19 protein-coding genes are annotated in these 22826 nt (G+C 66.2%); 12 read left to right on the top strand and 7 right to left on the bottom strand.

What is annotated here, in order from left to right; translation table 11 throughout:
• Positions 1-64: 64 nt before the first annotated feature.
• From ACQR0Z_RS02345 to ACQR0Z_RS02380, 8 genes are all read left to right on the top strand, one after another.
• Positions 65-733 carry a haloacid dehalogenase type II gene (locus ACQR0Z_RS02345; protein ID WP_434860090.1) on the top strand — a complete coding sequence of 223 codons (669 nt, stop codon included), beginning with the start codon at positions 65-67 and terminating at the stop codon, positions 731-733.
• A 393-nt stretch (positions 734-1126) separates the two neighbouring features.
• A complete protein-coding gene (locus ACQR0Z_RS02350; protein WP_434860091.1) occupies positions 1127-1336 on the top strand; it encodes a hypothetical protein in 210 nt (69 codons plus the stop codon).
• A 520-nt stretch (positions 1337-1856) separates the two neighbouring features.
• Positions 1857-3503, top strand: a complete 1647-nt coding sequence (locus tag ACQR0Z_RS02355) for an ABC transporter ATP-binding protein (RefSeq protein WP_434917564.1) — start codon at positions 1857-1859, stop codon at positions 3501-3503.
• A 77-nt stretch (positions 3504-3580) separates the two neighbouring features.
• On the top strand, positions 3581-5245 hold the full coding sequence (locus ACQR0Z_RS02360) for a peptide ABC transporter substrate-binding protein (RefSeq protein WP_434917565.1): 1665 nt from the start codon (positions 3581-3583) through the stop codon (positions 5243-5245).
• 83 nt (positions 5246-5328) lie between these two features.
• Complete coding sequence (locus ACQR0Z_RS02365; protein WP_434860094.1) at positions 5329-6279, top strand: ABC transporter permease; 951 nt, start codon at positions 5329-5331, stop codon at positions 6277-6279.
• A 38-nt stretch (positions 6280-6317) separates the two neighbouring features.
• Positions 6318-7199 carry an ABC transporter permease gene (locus ACQR0Z_RS02370; RefSeq protein WP_434917566.1) on the top strand — a complete coding sequence of 294 codons (882 nt, stop codon included), beginning with the start codon at positions 6318-6320 and terminating at the stop codon, positions 7197-7199.
• A gap of 100 nt (positions 7200-7299) precedes the next feature.
• On the top strand, positions 7300-8634 hold the full coding sequence (locus ACQR0Z_RS02375; protein WP_434917567.1) for an NAD(P)/FAD-dependent oxidoreductase: 1335 nt from the start codon (positions 7300-7302) through the stop codon (positions 8632-8634).
• 132 nt (positions 8635-8766) lie between these two features.
• Positions 8767-9642, top strand: coding sequence for a GNAT family N-acetyltransferase (locus tag ACQR0Z_RS02380; RefSeq protein WP_434917568.1), 876 nt, complete (start codon positions 8767-8769; stop codon positions 9640-9642).
• Between the two features lie 115 nt (positions 9643-9757).
• Here the strand turns inward: ACQR0Z_RS02380 and ACQR0Z_RS02385 are convergent, their stop codons facing one another.
• The 5 genes from ACQR0Z_RS02385 to ACQR0Z_RS02405 form a co-directional block, all read right to left on the bottom strand.
• On the bottom strand, positions 9758-11134 hold the full coding sequence (locus ACQR0Z_RS02385) for an aspartate aminotransferase family protein (protein ID WP_434917569.1): 1377 nt from the start codon (positions 11132-11134) through the stop codon (positions 9758-9760).
• 92 nt (positions 11135-11226) lie between these two features.
• Entirely contained in the window at positions 11227-12693 is a 1467-nt protein-coding gene (locus ACQR0Z_RS02390; protein ID WP_434918005.1) for an NAD-dependent succinate-semialdehyde dehydrogenase, read from the bottom strand.
• A gap of 58 nt (positions 12694-12751) precedes the next feature.
• Positions 12752-13795, bottom strand: a complete 1044-nt coding sequence (locus ACQR0Z_RS02395; protein WP_434917570.1) for a tartrate dehydrogenase — start codon at positions 13793-13795, stop codon at positions 12752-12754.
• A gap of 41 nt (positions 13796-13836) precedes the next feature.
• Positions 13837-14193 carry a cupin domain-containing protein gene (locus ACQR0Z_RS02400; RefSeq protein WP_434860099.1) on the bottom strand — a complete coding sequence of 119 codons (357 nt, stop codon included), beginning with the start codon at positions 14191-14193 and terminating at the stop codon, positions 13837-13839.
• A 27-nt stretch (positions 14194-14220) separates the two neighbouring features.
• Positions 14221-15156 (bottom strand): 2-hydroxyacid dehydrogenase, encoded by a 936-nt coding sequence (locus ACQR0Z_RS02405; protein ID WP_434917571.1) that lies wholly within the window; start codon positions 15154-15156, stop codon positions 14221-14223.
• Between the two features lie 397 nt (positions 15157-15553).
• Between ACQR0Z_RS02405 and ACQR0Z_RS02410 the strand changes: the two genes are divergently transcribed.
• From ACQR0Z_RS02410 to ACQR0Z_RS02425, 4 genes are read left to right on the top strand one after another with little or no spacing between them, the layout of a single operon-like run.
• Positions 15554-16420: a GNAT family N-acetyltransferase gene (locus ACQR0Z_RS02410; protein WP_434917572.1), complete on the top strand. Its 867-nt coding sequence runs from the start codon at positions 15554-15556 to the stop codon at positions 16418-16420.
• A 10-nt stretch (positions 16421-16430) separates the two neighbouring features.
• Positions 16431-17582 (top strand): DSD1 family PLP-dependent enzyme, encoded by a 1152-nt coding sequence (locus tag ACQR0Z_RS02415; RefSeq protein WP_434917573.1) that lies wholly within the window; start codon positions 16431-16433, stop codon positions 17580-17582.
• Positions 17583-17631: 49 nt separating this feature from the next.
• Positions 17632-18909 carry an NAD(P)/FAD-dependent oxidoreductase gene (locus tag ACQR0Z_RS02420; RefSeq protein ID WP_434917574.1) on the top strand — a complete coding sequence of 426 codons (1278 nt, stop codon included), beginning with the start codon at positions 17632-17634 and terminating at the stop codon, positions 18907-18909.
• On the top strand, positions 18906-20363 hold the full coding sequence (locus tag ACQR0Z_RS02425; protein ID WP_434917575.1) for an aldehyde dehydrogenase family protein: 1458 nt from the start codon (positions 18906-18908) through the stop codon (positions 20361-20363). The genes ACQR0Z_RS02420 and ACQR0Z_RS02425 overlap by 4 nt, the downstream gene beginning before the upstream one ends.
• A 139-nt stretch (positions 20364-20502) precedes the next feature.
• Here ACQR0Z_RS02425 and ACQR0Z_RS02430 read toward each other — a convergent pair whose 3' ends face one another.
• Positions 20503-22161, bottom strand: a complete 1659-nt coding sequence (locus tag ACQR0Z_RS02430; RefSeq protein WP_434917576.1) for a TRAP transporter large permease — start codon at positions 22159-22161, stop codon at positions 20503-20505.
• A 23-nt stretch (positions 22162-22184) separates the two neighbouring features.
• The gene (locus ACQR0Z_RS02435) at positions 22185-22718 is read right to left on the bottom strand and encodes a TRAP transporter small permease subunit (protein ID WP_434876114.1); all 534 of its coding nucleotides are present in this window, start codon (positions 22716-22718) and stop codon (positions 22185-22187) included.
• Positions 22719-22826: the final 108 nt, after the last annotated feature.

Below are 22826 nucleotides of genomic sequence, written 5' to 3' on the forward strand. Positions count from 1 at the left end.
CCGTTCCGACCTACCTTGATGGCACCATTCCAGGCTCGCTTCGCCGACGACGAGGATAGTGCTTATGACCCGCTTCCGCCCCAAATACATCACCTTCGACTGCCACGGCACGCTGATCCACTTCCAGATGGCGGAGGCGGCTCGCGACCTCTACGGCGCGCAGCTGAGCGAGCCGCAGATGCTCAAATTCATTGCGAACTTCTCAGCCTATCGGCTGGATGAGGTGATGAAGCATTGGCAGCCTTACGCGACCGTCGTCCACAATGCTCTCGAGCGGACTTGCAAGCGCAACGGCGTCACGTTCCGCCCCGAGGATGCCCGCAACATCTATGACCGGGTTCCGAGCTGGGGGCCTCATCCCGACGTGCCGGAGGGGCTGGCGAAGGTTGCCAAGGAGATCCCCCTGGTCACGCTGACGAACTCGATGGACGCCCAGATCGGCTCCAATGTCGCCAAGCTCGGCGCCCCCTTTCATGCGGTGTACACGGCTGAGCAGGCCGGCGCCTACAAGCCTCACTTCCGCGCCTTCGAGTACATGTTCGACATGCTGAATTGCGGTCCGGAGGACATCCTGCACTGCTCCTCTTCCTTCCGCTACGACCTGATGTCCGCGCATGATCTGGGCATCAAGAACAAGGTCTGGGTCAATCGCGGCCATGAGCCGGCCAACCCTTACTATGGATATGTCGAGATTCCCGACATCGCTCATCTGCCGGGCGTGGTCGGTCTCTAGATGAGATCCTGATCGTCTCCGGCGCTCGCCTGGTCATGCCGAGCGCCGGAGTGATAAGTCCGTCAGGACAGTCACGCAGAGGCAGTCCATTCACTGAGACGTATTTCCACGCTGCCCTCGGCCGTGAGGGCGATGCCGCCAGGTGTCGTCGACATCGATCGCCTCCGGCGGCGGCTGCCGCGCCACTATACCTGCAGGGGCGGATCGAATGGCTGTCCTCACAACTGGCGCATAGCGCCGAGGTCGTCCTGCCGGAAGGCGAGCGTCTGTCCATGAAGGTCTCCAATCGTCACGAGGCGGCGTCGAGCGCTTGACGTCCGGCCTGGACGCGCTGAGCCCGCGCTCCCGGGAGCCCGTGGGGCATGCCACGCCGGTCTGTTCTTCGGGATCGACATGGTGTTCGAAGGAATGTCGCCGATCGCCCGCCGCGCGACAACGCTCGATGTCGTCAACGTGCTGCGCGATGATGGAGTGCTCATCAGCACGGCCGGAGCAAACGAGGATGCGCTGAAGGTGCGCCCGCCGCTGACCTGCGAAGCTCAGCACGTCGACCGGTTTCTGGCGGCGCTGGAAAGCGCTCTCGAAGGTTCGTGCGCTGGCTGATGTGTCGTCGGCCGAGAGCGTGATCAACGGTACGGATCCGAAGCGAAGCCGTGCAATTTCGATCGGCCGCGACGCCTAAAACGCGATGAACCGCTTCGCACCGCAACCGAGACCTTGCGGTCGCGTGTGCCGTCGCGCTCTTGCTCATCAAATACGCCGCCGCTGCCGGTTTGCTGGGCAACGCAGTTGCGAAGGCGGCGACCGGGCCGGAGTAGCCGACTACTACATCCACCGACGACTCGAGTGGCGGCGCCGCCGAAGTCGGGAAAATCCAGCGATCGAAGGATAAAATACCGAAACGCGCCTGGCCCGCAGACGAGTATGCTGCGCCCCTCGCACCATTCAGCGTTTCTTGTGGTGATGGACGCGCAACACTTGACGGAACGGGCCACGAAATCCTGGTTGGACGTCGTGACCGGCGACCACTTCACGCGACGCTCTCAAGTTAGGCAGTCCGTCCTGGCTTGGGTCTCCTACCCCATCATTGTGACGATCTATTAGCTCGAGCTGAGAGAAATCGATGATGCCTCAATCGCACACCGTTGGGACCGTGGCGCCGGCCCTTTCGGTTCGTGGGCTGACAGTCGATCTGCCGCGGGGCATGGAGCGGCGCCACGCGGTCGAGAACATCACGTTCGATCTTCTCGACGGCCAGATCCTTTGCATCGTCGGTGAATCCGGCTCGGGCAAGTCGGTCACGGCCAACACCATCATGGGCCTCCTGCCGCGCAAGATCGCGGTATCGGCCGGCGCCATTCAGCTCGGTGGACCAGAGGGGACGGCGATCATCGGCGCCGCACCTGCAGCGCTGCGCTCGGTGCGGGGCCGCGTCGTCTCGATGATCTTCCAGGACCCGCTGTCGGCCCTCAACCCGCTGATGACGGTCGGCGAGCAGATTGTGGAGGTGCTGACCGCGCATGACGTGGGGACGAAGGACTGGCAGCGAAAGCGCGTCGTCGAGCTGCTGACGGAGGTCAATCTTCCCAACCCGCAGCTGATGTACGATCAGTATCCGTTCCGGCTGTCGGGCGGACAGCGTCAGCGCGTCATGATCGCGATGGCGCTCGCGCTCGAACCGAAGGTGCTGATCGCCGACGAGCCGACCACCGCGCTCGATGTGACCACCCAGGCGCAGATCCTGCACCTCATCCGCGACATTCAGCGGCGGAAGGGGATGAGCGTCATGTTCATCACCCATGACTTCGGAGTCGTCGCCGAGATCGCCGACAGCGTCGTCGTCATGGAGAAGGGCCGCATCGTCGAGCAGGGCAGTGCCAATGAAGTGCTGAAGTCGCCGTCTCACCCCTACACCCAGCGCCTCATCGCGGCTGTGCCCAATCTTACCGGCCAGGACCGTGCATCGGTGGCAGGCGGATCGCAGGACGTGATCCTCAAAGTCGAGGGGCTGTCAAAGACCTATCGGAGCGGCAGCGCGCTGTTGGGCAGCCAGCGCGTGGTCCCCGCCGTGCAGGACGTCTCGTTCGACATCGGTCCCGGCCGCACGCTCGGGATCGTCGGCGAAAGCGGCTCGGGCAAGTCCTCGCTCGGCCGTCTGCTGGTCAAGCTGCAGGATTGCGACGGCGGCAGGATCCTGTTCGAGGGCCGTGACATCGCTGCGCTCTCGGAGGCGGAGTTTCGTCCGCTGCGGCCGAAGATCCAGATGATCTTCCAGGACCCCTTCGCATCGCTCAACCCGCGCGCCATGATCGGCCACATCCTGACCGTGGGGCCGGTCGCGCACGGGATGCCCCGGGCTCAGGCTCAAGCCGAGGCCAAGGAGCTTCTGTCACATGTGGGTCTCGATGCAGGTGCCTTCGACCGTTATCCGCACGAGTTTTCCGGAGGCCAACGCCAGCGCATCGGCATCGCGCGGGCCCTGATGTTCAAGCCCAAGCTGCTCGTCGCCGACGAAGCGGTGTCCGCCCTCGACGTGTCCATCCAGGCGCAGATCCTCAAGCTCCTCGACCAGATCCAGCGTGAGACGGGCGTGTCGATGATCTTCATCACGCACGATCTGCGCGTCGCCAGCCAGATCTGCGACCAGATCGCGGTGATGCAGAAGGGGCGGATCGTGGAGCAGGGGCCGCCGTCCCAGATCTTCCTCAATCCGCAATCGTCCTACACGCGCGAACTCGTGGCCGCCATTCCGGGTGAGAAGCCGACCTGACCCGGTCGCTCGCCTGCCCCTGATCCAAGCACTTCAACCGACAAACGTAACGCAATCTGGAACGGAGAGACGACGTCATGACGGATACGACCAGCGCCCGGCCTCGCTACTCACGCCGTGATGCCCTGCGCCTGACGGCGGCAGGGGGACTTGCGACCTTCGTCGCTCCGCAGTTTCGAGGCGGCGAAGCCTTCGCGCAGGGGAAGGCGCCCAAGGGCCGCGTGGTGGTCGGCGTCTCGCAGGAGCCCACCACCTTCAATCCGCTGATGGTCCATGTCGAGGTCGACGACGCGGTGATCTTCTCGATGTTCGACGCCTTGATCCGCGTCGACCCCAATGGCGTGATGCAGCCCAATCTCGCGACCGAGGTGCCGAGCCAGGCGAACGGCGGCATCTCGAAGGATGGTCTGCTCTGGCGCATCCGCCTGCGCGACGACGTCAAGTGGCACGACGGCACGCCGTTCACGGCCGAGGACGTGAAGTTTACGCTGGAGCTCATCGTCAATCCGAAGTTCCGAGCCTGGCGCACCGGCGGTCACTCGCTGATCCGCGACCTGAAAGTGGTCTCCCCGACCGAAATCACCTGGCGGATGGAAAGCGCCTTCGCTCCCTATCTCGCCTTCCTTGCCGAAACCTTCATCGTGCCCAAGCATCTCCTGGAGAAGGAGGCCGATCCGAACATCACGGCCTTCGGTCAGGCGCCGGTCGGCACCGGCGCCTTCAAATGGGGGCAGCGCGTTCCCGGCGATCGAGTCGAGCTCGTGGCCAATCCGAGCTACTTCGGACAGGGGCCGTTCATCAATCAGCTCGTCTTCAAGTACATCCCGGATCTGACGGTGCTCTACACCCAGTTCCAGAGCGGCGACGTGGATCTCGTGGATCAAGCCTACATCACCGCCGACCACTACGAAGAAGCCAAGAAGCTGCCCGGCCGCACGGTCGATCTCGAAGCCGGATCGGCCGTCGAGGGGATCTTCTTCAATCTCGAGCGGCCGCAGTTCAAGGATCCGGCGGTGCGCAAGGCGCTCTACGCGGCCCTCGACCGCAAATCGATCATCGATACCATCTATTACGGCGTCGGCACCGTGACCGAATCGTTCATGCCGCCGCAATCCTATTACTATGACCGGACCTTGCCGGTTCAGGACTTCAACCTGAATGCCGCGCGCAAGATCCTCGATGACGCCGGCTGGGTGCCCGGTGCAGACGGCATTCGCGCCAAGGGCGGCGTGCGCCTGTCCTTTGCCAATTCGACGACGGCGGGCAATCATCTGCGCGAGCAGATGCAGCAGTTCATGCAGCAGATCTTCCGCGAGATCGGCGTCGAGATGACCATCTCGAACCTGCCGCCTGCCGTCATGTGGGGCGACTTCTGGACGAAGTCCCAGTTCGACACGGGCCTTTCCGGCGTCACCTTCCTGATTGCGTCCGATCCCGATGTCACCAACCGCTTCGCCTCCACCTCCAGCGTGGCCCGCGGCGGCCAGGGGTCGAACGTCATGCAGTATTCCAATCCGAAGGTGGACGAGCTCCTGAAGCAGGGACGCAGCACCTTCGATCAGGAGGAGCGTCGCAAGATCTACAGCCAGGTGCAGCGGATCATCCGGGAGGAGCTGCCGTTCCTGCCGGTGTTCTCCTATACCAACATCCTCGGGCGCAAATCGAAGCTGGAAGGCTTCAAGTTCAATCCCAACACGCGCACCGCCTCCTGGAACGTCGCCTCCTGGTCCTGGAAATCCTGAAGACCTTCACAGTCCTTTCCATCCGCCGCTTGACGGCGGATGGACCCTGTTTCTGATGCCGTCATCATGGGCGATAACGAAAAATGCGCGGCTTTCTACTCAAGCGGCTTCTGCAGAGCCTCGTCCTGCTGCTGATCGTGTCCGTGATCGGCTTCGCGGTCCTGAATCTCTTTCCCGGCGGTCCGCTGGCGCAGTATTCGCTCGACTCGAGCATGACCCAGGAAGACCTCGCCCGCCTGAAGGAGCAGCTCGGTCTCAACCGTCCTCTCTACGTCCAGTACCTCGACTGGGCCTTCCGGCTGGTCCATGGCGACTGGGGCCATTCCTTTCGCGACCGGACTCCGGTTCTTCAGGTCATTGGCCGCCATCTCTGGGCGACCTTCCTGCTGATGGGCTCGTCCACCGTCCTGGCCGTGGCCATCGGTGGCTGGATCGGCATTCGCAGCGCGACGCATCGCGGCTCGCTGTTCGACCACGCAGCGACCGTGGCCGCCATGGTGGCACTGTCGATCCCGACGTTCTGGTTCGGGCTGATCGGCATCTACGTGTTTTCGCTTCGGCTGGGATGGCTGCCCGCGGGCAACATGTACACGGTCGGCGACGAGTCGATCCTCGACTACCTCCACCACCTCATCATGCCGAGCGCCGTGCTCGCGCTGGTGCACGTCGCCATCTGGAGCCGCTACATGCGCTCGGCGACGCTCGACGTCATCCACCAGGACTTCGTCAATACAGCCCGCGCCAAAGGCCTGAGCGAGGGGCGCATCCTGATGAAGCACGTCGTGGGCAACGCGCTGCTGCCGATGATCACGCTGGCGGGCATCCAGCTGCCCAGCGTGCTGACCGGAGCGCTCGTGACCGAGACGGTCTTCACCTGGCCCGGCATGGGCCGCCTGTTCCTCGATAGTCTCGGCTACAGCGACTATCCGGTCGTGATGGGGCTGCTGATGTTCTCGGCGATTCTCGTGATCGTGAGCAATCTTCTCGCCGATATCACCGTCGCCCTCGTCGATCCTCGCATCCGGCTGGCCTGACCATGTCGTCCACCGCCACAGAGATGGAACCCGCCGTCATGACGAGCGCCACAGCCCCGCATCACGCCCGGCAGCCTTGGTGGCGCGGCCGAACGACACGCCGGTTCATGGCCAATCATCTTGCCCTGTTCGGCTTGGCGCTGATCGTGCTTCTCGTGCTGGCCTGCGTGATCGGGCCGAGCCTGCTGCCCTACACGTCGCTCAGCATCGATCTGCGCGCGCGCTTCGCGCCGCCATTGACCGGGTCTCACTATCTCGGCACCGATCCGCTCGGGCGCGATATGGCCGCGCGGCTGTTCATGGCCGGGCGCATCTCCCTGGCGGTGGGCTTCGCCGCCATGCTGCTGTCGACCATCATCGGCACCCTGGTTGGCGTGATCGCGGGCTATCGCGGCGGCTGGATCGGCGCGGTGCTGATGCGCACGGTTGACGGCTTCCTGTCATTTCCCTCGATCTTTCTGGTGCTGGCGCTCGCCGCCGCACTGAAGCCGAGCGCGATGATGATCACCGTCGTCATTGCCGCCACGAGCTGGATGGAGGTGGCGCGCATCGTCGAGACCGAGGTCCGCTCCTTGCGCGAACGCGAGTTCGTGCAGGCCGGGCGCATGCTCGGCCTCAGCGGGACGCACATCATGTTTCGCGAGATCCTGCCAAACGCGATTGGGCCGATCATCGTCGCCGCGACGCTGACTGTCGCGCGCGCCATCCTGATGGAGGCCTATATCAGCTTCCTCGGCTATGGGATCCAGCCGCCGCTGCCGAGCTGGGGAAACATGCTCGACGGCGCGCAGCGCTATCTGGGCAGCGCGCCATGGCTCGCCATCATCCCTGGCGCGGCCATCACCATCGCCGTCTCGAGCTTCAACTTCATCGGCGACGGCTTGCGCGACGCCTTCGACGTCCGCGGCGACCACAAATAGAGCCGCCGGACACGACGCCTGCCGGCGCCCCCGCAGCGCCGGCGGTCAGCTCAATACACCGCGCCGTCAGCGACGGCACTTTGATCGAAAGACACTCGCTATGCCCATCGTCGTTCAGCCGGTGCACAACAGCGCCGACTTTCCCAAGCAGGTCGATGTGGTCGTGATCGGCGCGGGCATCGTCGGCACGTCGACGGCCTATGAACTGGCGCGCAAGAAGGTGTCCGTCGCGCTGATCGAGAAGGGCATCGTGGCGGGCGAGCAGTCGGGCCGCAACTGGGGCTGGGTGCGCCAGCAGAACCGTGACCTCCACGAGCTGCCGCTGGCGATGCACAGCTTGAAGCGCTGGGGCGAGCTGCACACCGAGCTCGGCGCCGACCTCGGCTTCCGCCGCGCCGGCATTCTCTACGCCACGCAGGATCCGAGCGAACTGGCCCGCTGGGAGAAGTGGAGCCAGCAGGCCAGGCTCATGGGCTTCCATAACGAGAGCCTGACCGCAGCCCAGGCCCAGGAGCGGATGAAGGGCAGCACCAACAAATGGCTCGGTGGCATCTGGTCGCCGACCGATGGTTGCGCGGAGCCGGGCATGGCCGCGCCCGCGATCGCCGAGGGCGCCAAGGCACTTGGCGCCTTCGTGCACCAGAACTGCGCCGCGCGCGGTCTCGACATCGCCAACGGTCAGGTCAAGGGCGTGTGGACGGAGCGCGGGCTGATCCGCGCCGACGCCGTGGTGCTGGCGGGCGGCGCCTGGAGCTCGCGCTTTCTGCGCCGGCACGGGATCGATTTGCCCGTGGCCAATATCGACGGGACGGCGCTGCGGACGACGCCTGCTCCCGACATCGTCGATGCGGCGTGTGTCTACGGCGCGGGATACGCGCTGAGGCGGCGCATCGACGGCTCCTACACGATCGCCGTGCCGGGTCATGGCGTCATCAACCTTGCGCCGCAGGGCTTGCGCTACGCGACCAAGTTTCGCGAGATGATGCGCGCCAAGATCGGGAAGAAGATGACCTACCGGCTCAACAGCATGCTCTGGAACGGTCCGGACGCCTGGGGCAGCTGGGATTTCGACGAGACTTCGCCATTCGAGAAGATCCGCATCATGGATCCGGTCCCGCAGAAGGATCTGGTCGATCAGGCCATCCGCAATCTGGTGTCGGACTTTCCGGCGTTGAAAGGCATCGGGGTTGCCGCGTCCTGGGCCGGGCTGATCGACACCTCGCCGGACCTCGTGCCCGTCGTGGACACCACGGATGAGGTCCGCGGTCTGACCATCGCCACCGGCTTCAGCGGCCACGGCTTTGCGCTCGGACCGGGAGCGGGGCGGCTGGCGAGCGAGCTCGCGATGAACGAGACGCCGTTCATCGACATCAATGCCTATCGGCTCACCCGCTTTTCGGACGGATCGCGCATCAAGCGGCCGGAAATGATGTAAAGGAAGGCGAACTCTGACGCATCGGGGCCGGCTGCCCATGCCTGATTGTTTTTCGTGTGTTTCTTGGAGATGATCAGGTATGCCGACGTCTCTCCTGGCTTCATCCATCGACGGCGATAAGGCGATCTGACGATGCAAGACTCCGTCCGCCTCAAATCTTTCGAGTTGTTTCCGCAGGACATCGCCGACGTCGATGTCAACCTGCTCCACGCGCTCACCCTCAGCGTCGGCTGGCCGCACCGACCCAACGACATCGAGCTCATGCGCCGTGCCGGCAAAGGCATCGTGGCTGTCGACGGCATCGGGCGTGTCTTCGGAAGCGCGATGTGGTTTCCTCACGGAGCTGACTTCGCCACGATCGGCCTCGTGATCACGGTGCCGCGCACGCAGGCGCAGGGTGGCGGCCGCTGGCTGATGGACCACGTCTTCTCTCAATGCGGATCTCGCCGCCTCAGCCTCAACGCGACCAAGGCGGCCTATGGACTCTACCATTCTCTGGGCTTCACGAAGGAAGGCGTCGTTCAGCTCTACGATGGTGAGGTTTCGTGGGACGGGCGCTCGCTGCCGCATCTGGACGGTCGGATCGAAGGACTGACCGCGGAGTCGATCCGCGAGATCATGCCTCTCGATCTGGCCGCCTTTGGTGTCGATCGGGAGCGTCTTCTCAGGCTTTTGGCCGAGGTGTCGACCTTGCGCGTGCTCCGGCGCCACGACCGGATCGTCGGCTACTCCATGTGCCGCGAGTTCGGTCGCGGGCACGTCATCGGTCCGATCGTCGCGTCCAATGACGCGGATGCCATCCACCTCGCGGCGGTCCATATGGAAGCGCTGCAAGGTCGATTCGCCCGCGTCGATACACGCTCGCAAGGCGCCTTTGCTGAATTTCTCACCCGCAGCGGGCTCGCCGCTGGCGAGGCCGTCACGTCCATGTGGAAGGGACGCCCGTTCCTGAACGAGGTTGCGGGCAACCCGATCGTCTATGGCTTGGCCAGCCACTCGTTCAACTGAGCTGCAGCGCCGAACGCGACGTTGGACAGTGCGCGGCGAGGCGTCGCGCTTCATCTTTCGCCGTCGTCCCAGGGATCGTCTGGGACGACGGCGAATGATTCAGCCTTGCATGAGTTCAGCCGGTCATGGCCTCTCGCACATCAGCATCGGCGAGCGTCTCGTCCAATGTGCGGCGGGTGCGATCGATGATGCGGTCGATGTCGTCATCCGTACAACAGAGCGGCGGCGCATAGCCGAGGACGCCGTTTGGAAAGGCGCGCACGACAAGGCCGTTGTCCCAGGCGCGGTCGAAGATGCGCCGTCCTGGCTCGGCCGCCGCCGGAAGCGGCGTCTTCTTCTCCTTGTTCGTGACGAGCTCCACCGCCGCAAGCATGCCGCGCCCGCGCACCTCACCGACGAGAGGATGATCCGCAAGACCGCGCAGCCCGGCCATCAGCCGCTGTCCGACGCGGCGGCCATTCTCCAGGAGCCCGTTCTCATAGAGATCGAGGCAGGCGAGCCCGACGGCCGCGCTGACAGGGTGGGCGGAATAGGTATAGCCGTGTCCGACCGCAGACGCTCCGGCGCCATCGGCAATCGTTTCATAGACGCGGTCGGAGAGGAACACCGCGCCCATCGGGCAATAGCCCGAGGTCAGTCCCTTGGCGACCGTCATCAGATCGGGAACAATGCCGTCGTCCTCGCAGGCGAATAGCGGACCGGTGCGTCCGAAGCCGGTGATCACCTCGTCGGCCACGAACAGGATGTCCAGCTCTCGGCAGGTATCCCGCATGGCCTTGAGCCAGCCCGACGGCGGCACCAGCACGCCGCCCGATCCCTGGATCGGCTCGACATAGAAGGCGGCGACGCGCTCCGGCCCCAGCTCCTGCACCTTGGCACGCAGCGCCGCAACCGACGCCTTGATGATCTCCTGCGGATCGCTGCCAACCGGGTTGCGGTAGCTGTAATGAGAGGGGATCTTGTGCTGCCAGTCGAACGGCACGCCGAAGCCGGCATGGAAGGCCGGAAGCGCCGTCAGGCCCGCGCCCGTGGTCGACGATCCGTGATAGCCCTGCATCACCGAGATGAACTGATCCTTCTGGGGCTTGCCCAGGGCGTGATAGTAGAAGCGGATGAAGCGCACGGTCGAATCCACCGCATCCGATCCGCCGAGCGTGAAGTAGATGTGGTTGAGATCGCCGGGCGCCCGTTCGGCCAGTGCCGCGGCGAGCCGGATCGCCGGCTCCGAGCCGAGCCCGAAATAGCCGGTCGCATAGGGCAGCTCGCGCAGCTGGCGGGTCGCCGCCTCGATGATCTTGTCCTGGCCGTAGCCGGCGTTGACACACCAGAGGCCGGCGAAGCCGTCGATCAGCTCGCGGCCGGCGGCGTCGGTGACGGTGGCGCCGCGGCCGGTCTTCAGCACGCGGACGCCGGCCTGCTCATGGCCGCGATAGGACGCCACGGGGTGGATGAGATGGGCGCGATCCAGTTCGACCAGCGAGTTCGGCAGCATGGGACTTCTCCTGTGATGGGCAAGCATCCGTGCTCGTCGCGATGCGGCCGAGCTGGAGGGGGCGGGGCGCCCTCCAGGATGCGAGCGGGGCGTCAGGCGCTCGGCCTGAGGCCCGCGATGTGGAACGTCTTCACTTCGAGATATTCTTCGATGCCGAGGGAGGAGCCCTCGCGCCCGAGACCGGACTGCTTGACGCCGCCGAACGGCGCGACCTCGGTGGAGATGGCGCCGGTGTTGAGACCGACCATCCCGAATTCCAGCGCCTCGCCGACGCGCCAGGCGCGCGACAGCCCCTCGGTGTAGAAATAGGCGGCGAGACCGAAGGGCGTGCCATTAGCGATCGCGATGGCTTCCTCCTCGGTGCTGAAGCGGAACAGCGGTGCGACTGGGCCGAACGTTTCCTCGGACGCGAGCAGCATCTCCGTGGTCGCGTCGCCGATCACGACCGGACGGGCATATTGTGCGCCGGAGGGCATGTCGGCGCTTTCCGCGAGGATCCGGCCGCCCTTCGCCTTGGCATCGGCAACATGCCGCTCGATCTTGTCGATCGCCGCACGATTGATCATCGGACCGATGGCCACGCCTTCGGCGGTGCCCGGGCCGACCTTCATGGCCTTCACGCGGCTCGCGAGCCGTTCGGCGAAGGCGTCGTACACACCCGCCTGGACCAGGATGCGGTTGGCGCACACGCAGGTCTGGCCGCCGTTGCGGAATTTCGAGGCGACGACGCCCTCGATGGCGAGGTCGAGGTCCGCGTCGTCGAAAACGATGAAGGGCGCGTTGCCGCCGAGCTCGAGGCTCAACCGCTTGATGCTGTCGGCCGCGCCGCGCATCAGGAGCGCGCCGACCTTCGTCGATCCCGTGAAGGAGATCTTGCGCACGACCTCGCTCGCCAGCAGCGCCTTGCCGATTCCGGCCGGCATTCCCGTGACGATGTTGATGACGCCGGCCGGAATGCCGGCGCGCTCGGCGAGCACGCCCAGTGCCAGCGCCGAGTAGGGCGTGAACTCCGAGGGCTTGATCACCACCGTGCAGCCGGCCGCGAGCGCGGGCGCAATCTTGCGGGTGATCATCGCGTTCGGGAAATTCCACGGCGTGATGATGCCGCAGACGCCGACGGCTTCCTTCAAGACGATGATACGACGATCGGGCGTCGGCGAGGGGATGGTCGTGCCGCCGATCCGCCGTGCTTCTTCTGCAAACCATTTCACGAAGCCGGCGCCGTAGCGGATTTCCGCCCGCGCCTCCGGCAGCGGCTTGCCCTGCTCGGCGGTGAGGATGCGTGCCAGGTCCTCCTCGTGCTGCAGCATCAGCGCATGCCAGGCCTCGATCATGGCGGCGCGCTCGGCATGCGTCTTTCGCTTCCACGACGCGAAGGCGCGCCCCGCAGCCGCGATGGCGGCCTGCGTCTCGGCTTCGCCCATGTCTGGCACAGTGCCGATGATGGCCTGCGTGGCAGGGTCCAGCACGTCGATTGTCCCGCCGGACGCCGCGTCCTGCCAGCGGCCGCCGATCAGGCCCTGCGAGCGCAACAGGCCGTGGTCCTTCAACTCCATGATCTCATTGTCCTCGTTGTTGGAGCATGATCGTGTCGCGAAGCCGGTTTTCACGTTTCCCCTAGCCGAGCGCCGTGAGAACGGCGTTGGCGATGGCATCCGTCTTGTCCCGGCCGGGCTGTGCGCCGATGCCGCGGGCCGTGGTGGCCTCGATGGCCCGCATCACGTCGGCGGCGGCCTCGCGCTCGCCCAGGTGCTCGAGCATCATCGCCCCGGACCAGATGGTGGCGATCGGATTGGCAATGCCGAGCCGCGCGATGTCCGGCGCCGAACCGTGCACCGGCTCGAACATCGACGGCGCGGTGCGCTCGGGATTGATGTTGGCCGACGCGGCGAAGCCGAGCCCGCCCTGGATGGCGGCGCCGAGATCCGTGAGAATGTCGCCGAACAGATTGGAGGCGACCACGACGTCGAGCGTTTCCGGCGCGCTGACCATGCGGGCCGCCATCGCATCGATGTGGTAGGAGGTGACCTCCACGTCCGGGTATTGTTTCGCCAGTGCGCGCGTCATCTCATCCCAGAACACCATCGAGTGCTTCTGGGCGTTGGACTTCGTGACCGAGGCGAGGCGTCCGCTTCGGGTCCTGGCCTGCTCGAAGCCAAATCGCAGGATGCGTTCGACGCCGTGCCGGGTGAAGATCGCGGTCTCCACCGCCACCTCGTCGGGCGTGCCGACATGCACCCGGCCGCCAGCGCCCGCATACTCGCCCTCGGTGTTCTCCCGGATGCACAGGATGTCGAAGCTCGTCTTGCGCAGCGGGCCCTCGACTCCCGGCAGCAGGCGGTGCGGGCGGATGTTGGCATATTGGGTGAACGCCTTGCGGATCGGCAGCAGCAGCCCGTGCAGCGAGACCGCGTCGGGCACCTCGGCCGGCCATCCCACCGCGCCGAGGAAGATGGCGTCGAAGCCGCGCAGCGTGTCGATGCCGTCCACGGGCATCATCTTGCCCGTCTCGCGATAGAACGCGCATGACCAGGGAAAGCGTGTGGCGGCCAGCGCGAAGCCGCGACGCGACGCCGCGCGCTCCAGCACGGGCCAGGCCGCGTCGACCACGGCCGGGCCGATGCCGTCGCCGGGGACGAGGGCGATGGTGTAGGACTTCATGGGGTTCCTCAAAACTCAGGCACGCGCGTCGGCCGCGAGCGTCACTCGTAGACGCAGACGTAGATCTTGCGGACGGTCTCGATGGTGCGCCAGATGCCGACGAAGCCGGGCTTCATCGCAAAGCTGTCGCCGGCGCGGAACGTGAATGTCTTGCCGCCTGTCTCTTCGATCTCGATCAGGCCCGACAGGATGTGGCAGAACTCGAAGGTCGTGCCCTTGATCGAGTGGGTCTCGCCGGGCGTCGCTTCCCAGACGCCCGTCTTGATCATCTCGCCGCGCGATTCATCCTGGCTCCAGGTCTTGAATTTCGGCGAACCGGAGATCAGCCGCTCGGGCAGGGGAAGCCCATCCTTCGGCGTGAACTTCGGATCGGGGTCGATCGGGATGAGAAGCGACATGCGTGACTCCAGGCTGGGTTTGAGAGATCAGTATCCGCGCGCGCGATCGACCAGGCCGATCATCGGCTGGCCGTCCCGGTGGCGGCGGATGTTGTCGATCACGGCGTGCGCCGCCGTCTGAGGTTGCGTGACGCTCGCCACATGCGGGGTGATCACCACCTTGGGGTGGCGCCAGAGCGGGTGATCGGCGGGCAGAGGTTCGGGATCGGTGACGTCGAGCACGGCTGCCGACAGATGTCCTCGATCGAGCGCGGAGAGCAGCGCAGCCGTGTCGAGCTGCGGACCGCGACCGGCTTGCACCAGTGCGGCTCCCTGCGGCAGGCGGGCAAAGAACTCGGCATTGAGCAGACCACGCGTCTCCGCCGTCAGCGGCAGCAGGCACACCAGGATGTCGGTTCGCGCCAGGAAGCCCGCCAGCTGCGCAGCGCCGTGGAAGGTCTCGACGCCTGCGATGGTGCGCGGCGAACGGCTCCAGCCGGCCAACGCGAAGCCGAACGGCGCGAGCCGGTCCATCGCCGCTTGCGCCAACATGCCGAGACCCAGGAAGCCGATGCGCCGTGCGCCGGCCTGCACAGCAGGCAAAGGCCGCCAGACCGCTTCGCTCTGCTGCACGGCATAGGCGGGCCAGTCGCGATGCAGCGCCAGCACCGAGAGCGCGACATATTCCTGCATCATGCGCACGATGCCGTCTTCGACCATGCGCACCACCGCGATGCCGGCCGGAAGGCCCGCGCCGTCGAACTGATCCACGCCCGCGCCGATCGAGAAGATGACTTCCAATCGGCGGTAGCGATCGAGGTCGGCCGGGATCTTCCAGGTGATGAGGTAGCGCACGTCGTCCGGATCGACCGCCGCCGCATCGTCCGCGAAGATGAGGTCCGGGAGATCGCGCGCGAAGGCCTCGCGAAACACCGCCGCGCGTTCCGCGGTGGAGTTGAACAGGAAGACCGGCCGACCGTTCATGCGCAGAGCCTTTCAACGAGCGAAGAGATCATCGTGGGGCATTGGTGGAGTGCGCCTCGCGCGATGCAGTCGTCGGAGCGATGAGCGCGGACGACGTCGCCGGGCTCGCAGATGATCCATCCGTCTGGACTGCGCTCAGCGTAGAGAAACGGCTTGGCCGTTCGCGCCGTAAACTGAGGAATTTCGGAAGATAATATCGAAAACGGACGGGTCTGCAGTCGAACCTTCTGCGCGTCTCGGATCACCTTAATCGCACCGACAATGCGGCGGAGCGGCCCGTTCAATTCCCCGGACGACCGGATCCGAACGCATTTCCTCTCACCGAAAGGCCGCGGGGAATGGGCTGCGATGCCCTCCAAATTCCCGTGGAGACCTCATTGAGATACCTGAGCGCAGCATGAAAACCGCAGACATCCGGGATCGTGTGACCGCGGCGGACGACGTCTCGCTGGTCCCGTTCTCGGCCCATCACCTTCCCGGCGCGCTCAAACTGTCCCAGGAGATGCGCTGGCCCTATCGGATCGAGGATTGGGCGTTCGCCCTGCAACTCGGCGAGGGATTCGTTCTCGAGCGTGACGGCGAGGTCGTCGGCACGGCCGCGTGGTTTCCCTATGGCGAGGACTGCGCCACCATGGGGATGATCATCGTCTCCGGCGCGGTGCAGGGGCGCGGCTATGGCGCCAGGCTCATGGACAGGCTGCTGTCCGTGGCGGGCGCGCGAACGGTGCTCCTGAATTCGACCGAGGAGGGCCAGCTCCTTTATTCCCGACGGGGCTTCCGGCCAGCCGGCACGATCCATCAGCACCAGGGCCCTGCCGGGCAGTTCGAGGCTCCTCCGCTCGACGTCGTGCGCCCCATGGTGGCGTCCGACGTCGCGGCCGTCGCGCGCCTCGACCGCGAAGCCACCGGCTTCGAGCGGCGTCCCTTGCTGGAGCGCTTGCTGGAGGTCGGCGAGGCCGACGTGCTGCTGCAGACGGGCGAGGTCGCCGGCTACGCGATCGCGCGTCTGTTCGGCCGAGGCCACGTCATCGGCCCCGTCGTGGCGCCAACGGCCGATGCGGCGCGTCTCCTGATCCTGGCGGCTCTGTCACGCCTGCAAGGCTGTTTCGTGCGCATCGACACGGCGGCCGAGACCGGCCTGTCCGCATGGCTCGAGACGATCGGTCTCGCCCAGGTCAGCGATGCGCTCACCATGGTTCGTGGCACGATGCCGCCGAGCGGGCCGTCGCGGGTGTTCGCGCTCTCGAACCAATCGCTCAATTAGGGAGGCCGGTATGCCGCACGCCTCGGCCACGAGCCTCAAAGGCCTGCCCACTCCGGCCCTCATTCTCGATCGGACCCGGCTGGATCGCAACATCGCGCGTCTTGCCGGCCGCATGACGGCTCTCGGCGTGACGCTGCGGCCGCACATGAAGACCGCGAAGTCGATCGACGTCGCCCGGCATGTCTTCCCGCATGGACCCGGTCCCGTGACCGTCTCCACCATGGCGGAGGCGGACTACTTCGCCGATCACGGCTGCCGCGACATGACCTATGCCGTCGGCATCGCGCCTCACACCGCCAGTCGCGCGATGACCCTTCGCAAGGCAGGCATCAACATCAAGGTGCTGCTCGACACCGTGGAGCAGGCTGCCTTTCTCGCCGAAGCAGGCCAGGCGGCGGGCGTGACGCCGGCTGCCTTCATCGAGATCGACTGTGACGGCCATCGCGGCGGGCTGCGGGTCGACGACGACAAGCTTCTCGAGGTCGCCGCGGCATTGAGGGACGGCGGTTCGGCGCTTGCGGGCGTGCTGACTCACGCGGGCGAATCCTACGCCCTTCATACGCCCGATGCGCTCGCGGCCGCGGCGGAGAACGAGCGCGCCGTCGCCGTGAAGGCCGCAGAGCGCCTGCGCGCCGCTGGGCATCCATGCCCCATCGTCAGCGTCGGCTCGACACCGACGGCGCATTTCGCTGCCGCGCTCGACGGCGTGACGGAAGTGCGGGCGGGCGTCTACATGTTCTTCGACCTGGTGATGCACGGCATCGGCGTCTGCGCGACCGACGACATCGCCCTCTCTGTTTTGTCGACCGTCATCGGCGCCAAGCCCGAGAGGGGCTGGATCATCGTCGACGCCGGCTGGATGGCTCTCTCGCGCGATCGCGGCACGGCGGGGCAGCGGGTGGACCAGGGCTATGGACTGGTGTGCGATCTCGCGGGACGGATCTATCCTGATCTGATCGTCGCCCATGCCAACCAGGAGCACGGAACGCTCGCGATCCGCTCCGGCTCGTCCCAGCCGCTGCCGGATCTTCCCGTCGGCACCAAGCTCCGTATCCTTCCCAACCACGCCTGCGCCACCGGCGCTCAGCATGATCGCTATCACGTGGTCGCCGGCGAGAGCGCCGCGATCGAAGCGCAGTGGCCGCGGATCCGCGGCTGGTAGCTGCCGGGGGACACGCATGATCTTCCTTTCTCTTCGAGCCGGGTGATACATGAAGCTCACAACCTACTGGCTGGACACGTCCGGGCCGTTCTCAGGCGGCGCAAAAGGGCCGGTCGAAGGCACATATGACGTGGCGGTGGTCGGCGGCGGACTGACCGGTGCCTCGGCCGCGCTGGCGTTGGCCAAGAAGGGGGCGCGCGTCGTCTTGCTCGAGGCAGAGACGATCGGCCACGCCGCCTCGGGCCGCAACGGCGCGATGTGCAACAACGGCTTTGCTCAGGACTACGGGATGATGTCCGACAAGCTCGGGCGTGAGGCCGCCGATACGCTCTATCGCGCGTTCGACGCCGGCGTCGACATGGTCGAACGGCTCGTCGCGGAAGAGAAGATCGACTGCAACTTCGCCCGCGTCGGCAAGATCAAGCTGGCCGCCAAGCCCGAGCATTACGACAAGCTGGCGCGCGGTCAGGAACTGCTCGCCGCGCATGTCGATCCCGACACTCACATGGTCCGGCGCGAGGACCTTGCGTCCGAGATCGGGTCGGAGCGCTATTATGGCGGCCTCGTCTATCGCAAGAGTGCGGCCATGCATGTCGGTCGCTTCGTGCGAGGCCTTGCTGAAGCGGCCGCGCGTCGCGGCGTGGCCATCCATGAGCAGACGCCGATGACCGGCCTGACCGCCGCGCGCGGCGGCGGCCACCTCGTCGATACGCCGAATGGCCGCGTCACGGCTCGGCAGGTTCTCCTCGCCAGCGGCATCTCGCAGGTGGGGCCGCTCGGCTGGGTCCGGCGCCGCATCGTGCCGGTCGGCGCCTTCCTGATCGTCACCGAACCCTTGCCCGTCGACCTGCTCGACAGGCTGCTTCCGCGCAGGCGCAATGCGGTCGACACCAAGAACCTCGTCAACTACTTCCGCACCACGCCGGACAACCGGCTGCTGTTTGGCGGCCGCGCCCGGTTTGCCGTGTCGAACCCGGCCTCCGACGAGAAGAGCGGGGCGATCCTCCGCGCCGCGCTTCACGACGTGTATCCCGAACTGCGCGACGTGCGGATCGATTATTGCTGGGGCGGCATGGTGGACATGACGCGCGATCGCCTGCCGCGCGCGGGCGAACGCAATGGCATCTACTACTCCATGGGCTATAGCGGCCACGGCACGCAGATGGCCACGCTGATGGGAACGATCATGGCCGAGGTCATGGACGGACAGGCCGCGCTGAACCCCTGGAAGGACTTCGCCTGGCCTGCCATCCCCGGCCATTTCGGCAAGCCGTGGTTCCTGCCTCTGGTCGGTGCCTACTACCGCATCAAGGACCGCTTTCAATGATCGATCCGATCCGGCATCTGGACGAGGCGGGTCATCTCGACGCGTTCTTCATCGATGGCGGCTGGCGCAAGCCGGAGGGGACGGAGCGGGCTCCGGTCGTCAACCCCGCGACGGAAGACGTCGTGGCCGAGATCCCGCTCGGCCATGCGGCGGATGTCGCGCATGCGGTCTCTGCCGCGCGTCGCGCTTTTCCGCTCTGGTCCCGCACGCGCGCCGAAGAGCGCGCTGCGCTGCTCTCGCGTGTCCATGCGCTGATCCTCGAACGGCAGGAACTGCTCGCGCAGGCGCTGACCTGCGAGATGGGCGCTGCGATCAGCTACGCGCGCCAGGCGCAGGTGCCGCTGGCGGCCGAGCACATCCGCGTCGCGCGCGACAATCTGGCCGGCTTTCCCTTCATCTCGCAGCGTGGTGCCACCGCGATCCTCAAGGAAGCGATCGGCGTCTGCGCGCTGATCACGCCGTGGAACTGGCCGCTCTACCAGATCACGGCCAAGGTCGGTCCGGCGCTGGCGGCCGGCTGCACGGTGGTGCTCAAGCCCAGCGAGCTCTCGCCGCTGAATGCGCTGCTGTTCGCCGAGATCATCGCTGAGGCGGGCTGTCCGCCCGGCGTCTTCAATCTCGTGCAGGGCAACGGGCCGGTGGTCGGCGAGGCAATGGCGTCGCATGTCGATGTCGACATGGTCTCGATCACGGGCTCGACGCGCGCCGGCGTGCTCGTGGCCCAGGCCGCCGCTCCCACGGTCAAGCGCGTCGCCCAGGAGCTCGGCGGCAAGTCCCCCAATGTCGTGCTGCCGGACGCCGACCTCGCCCGCTGCATCCCGCTCGGTGTCGCCGCCGCGATGCGCAATCTCGGCCAGTCCTGCAGCGCCCCCACGCGCATGCTGGTGCCGCGCCGGCGCCTCGCCGAGGTCGAGGCGTTGGCCGGCCAGGCAGCGGCGTCATTCGTCGTCGGCGACCCGCTGGACGAGGCGACGACGCACGGGCCGATCGCCAACCGCGCGCAATACGCGCGCATCCAGTCCATGATCGAGGCAGGCCTGGCGGAAGGTGCGAAACTCGTCATCGGCGGACCCGGCCGTCCGGCGGGGCTGAAGGCCGGTCTCTATGCGCGCCCGACCGTGTTCTCCGACGTCCGGCGCGACATGACCATCGCGCGCGAAGAGATCTTCGGCCCGGTGCTCGCGATCATGGCCTATGACACGGTGGACGAGGCGATCGAGATCGCCAACGACACGGTGTACGGCCTGGGCGCCCACGTGCATGGCGCCGATATCGACGCGGCGCGCGCCGTCGCCGCCCAGCTCCGCGCGGGCCAGGTCCACATCAACGCACCTGCCTGGGACCCGCAGGCCCCGTTCGGCGGCTACAAGCGCTCCGGCAATGGGCGCGAGTACGGTCTAGAGGGCATGGAAGAGTATCTCGAGACCAAGTCGGTCCTCGGCTTCTATCCGTGAGCGCCCTGTTGCGGCAGGTGGTTTGAGCGGGACGCCGATGCCTGCAACCGCTCACGCAACACGACGGCTCGGCGTCGAACGGCAGGCCCTGTTCAGCGCCTGCATCAGGTGAGCCTGCATTGCAGTCGCCAGGCCGCGCTCACCCGCCATCCGACTCCGGCTGGTCGCTGTTGAAGGCGGGCGGCGGCGCGCCGTTCTTCTTTTCAGCCTCGCTTTGGCGGAAGAAGTAGTTGGGCAATCCCGTCGCCAGCATCGGCTGGGCCCAGACCAGGCCGGCCACCAGCAGCTGCATGATGACGAACGGCACCGCGCCGCGATAGATCATGCCTGTCGTGATGGAGGGCGGGGCCACGCCGCGCAGGTAGAACAAGGAGAAGCCGAACGGCGGCGTCAGGAAAGATGTCTGCAGCACGAGGCCGATCATCACGCCGAGCAGGATCGGGTCGACATCCATCATGATCAGGATCGGCGCCGTGATCGGCACGGTGATGAAGATGATCTCGAAGGTGTCGAGAAAGAAGCCGAGGATGAACATGATGGTCATGACCAGCATGACCGCCCCCAGCTGGCCGCCCGGCATGGTCTTCAGGAAGCCGCGCACCAGCTCATCGCCGCCCACCCGCGTGAACACCAGCGCGAAGGCCGTGGCGCCGAGCAGGATCACGAACACCATCGAGGTGATGGTCATCGTCCCTTTCGAGCTCTCGAACAGCGTCTCCAGGAAGCTGTCGCGCAGCGGCCTGGTGGTCAGCACCGGCACGAGAGCGAGGCCGATGACCACGAGCAGCATGGTCAGGAGGCCGAACGCGCCGGTGAGCCAGACCACCACGGCAATGGCGGCGATGAAGCCGAGCCAGAAGTTGAACAGCTTCTTTTCCAGCACCGCCGGTCCCTTGCCACCGAAATGATGGTCCGCCAGCAGCTTGATGATCGCCAGCAGCAGCGCCCCCATCGAGCCGACGGACGCGGATTCCGTCGGCGTCGCCACGCCCGCGATGATCGAGCCGAGCACGGCGACGATCAGCGCCAGCGGTGGGATGAGCGCGACGACGACCCGGCGGCCAAGGCCGGCGCGGTCCGCCGCGGACATCACCAGCGCCGGCGCGCAGGTCGGATCGATCGTGGCGCGGAACGCGACCCACAGCCCGTAGATCACGGCCAGCCCGACTCCGGGGATGAAGGCGCCGGCAAAGAGATCGCCGACCGACACGGTGTCCGGCGCGAAATTGCCCTTGGCGAGCTGCGCCGCCGAATTGGCGCCCTGCAGGATGTCGGCGGTGAAGATCAGCACCGTCGAGGGCGGGATGATCTGGCCGAGCGTGCCCGCCGCGCAGATCACGCCGGTGGCGAGCTTGGGATCATAGCCGGCCCGCATCATCGCCGGCAGTGCGAGCAGGCCCATCGCCACGACGGTGGCGCCGACCACGCCGGTCGAGGCCGCCAGCAGCGCGCCGACCACGACGACGGAGATGCCGAGCCCACCGCGCATCGACCCGAACATCTGGCCCATGGTGGTGAGCAGGACCTCGGCGATCTTCGAGCGCTCCAGCACCACGCCCATGAAGACGAACAGCGGCACCGCGATCAGCACCGGATTGGTGATGACGCCGAAGAAGCGCGAGGCCAGCCCCTGGAACAGCGCGAGGTCGAACACGCCGAGCCCCCAGCCGAGCAGGCCGAACGCAACGGCGATTCCGCCGAGCGTCCAGGCGACGATATAGCCGAACATCAGCACGACCAGGATGACGCCGAACAACAGCGCAGCCAGGACCTGGCCCGTCACCGCGGGATCCCACATGGGTTTCTATCCTTCGTATGCGTTCAGTGGGACGAGGTGCCGGCGAATTCCTCGCGGCCGCCGAAGACGAGCAGCGAGCGCCCGATCATCGCGAAGCCCTGCAGCACGGTGAGGGCGACGAAGATCACCAGCGTGCCCTTGAGCAGCCACCACGCCGGCAGCCCTCCCGGATTGGGCGAGCCTTCGCCCGCAACCGCGGCGCTCCAGAAATGGCGCCAGAACGCCCAGCCGACCACCGCCATGAAGGGAAACAGGAACAGCAGCGTGCCGAACAGGTCGACCCAGGCGCGGTTGCGCGGCGTCATCTTGCCGTAGAAGATGTCGACCCGCACGAAGCCGCCGGTCATCATGGTGTAGGCGCCGCCGAGCACGATCGCGGTGGCGTGCTGCCAGACATAGGCCTCCTGCAGCCAGGTGAAATTCGTGTTCAGCGCATAGCGCAGATAGACGGTGGCAAAGCAGACGAGGACGGTGCCGAGCGCGAGCCACGCGACGGCCTTGCCGACCCAGCCATTGAGCGTTTCAACGCCCTTCACGAACGACGCAATCGATGACATGTCTTCCCCAGGACATGGATGAACGCGGGCAGCCCGCGGGTGCTGGACCCGCGAGTCGTCCTCACTGGTCTCCGCCCGGACCCTCGCGACACGAGCGTCCGGGCGGTA

The sequence above is a fragment of the Bradyrhizobium sp. HKCCYLS3077 genome (assembly GCF_051167555.1).
Taxonomy (GTDB): Bacteria; Pseudomonadota; Alphaproteobacteria; order Rhizobiales; family Xanthobacteraceae; genus Bradyrhizobium.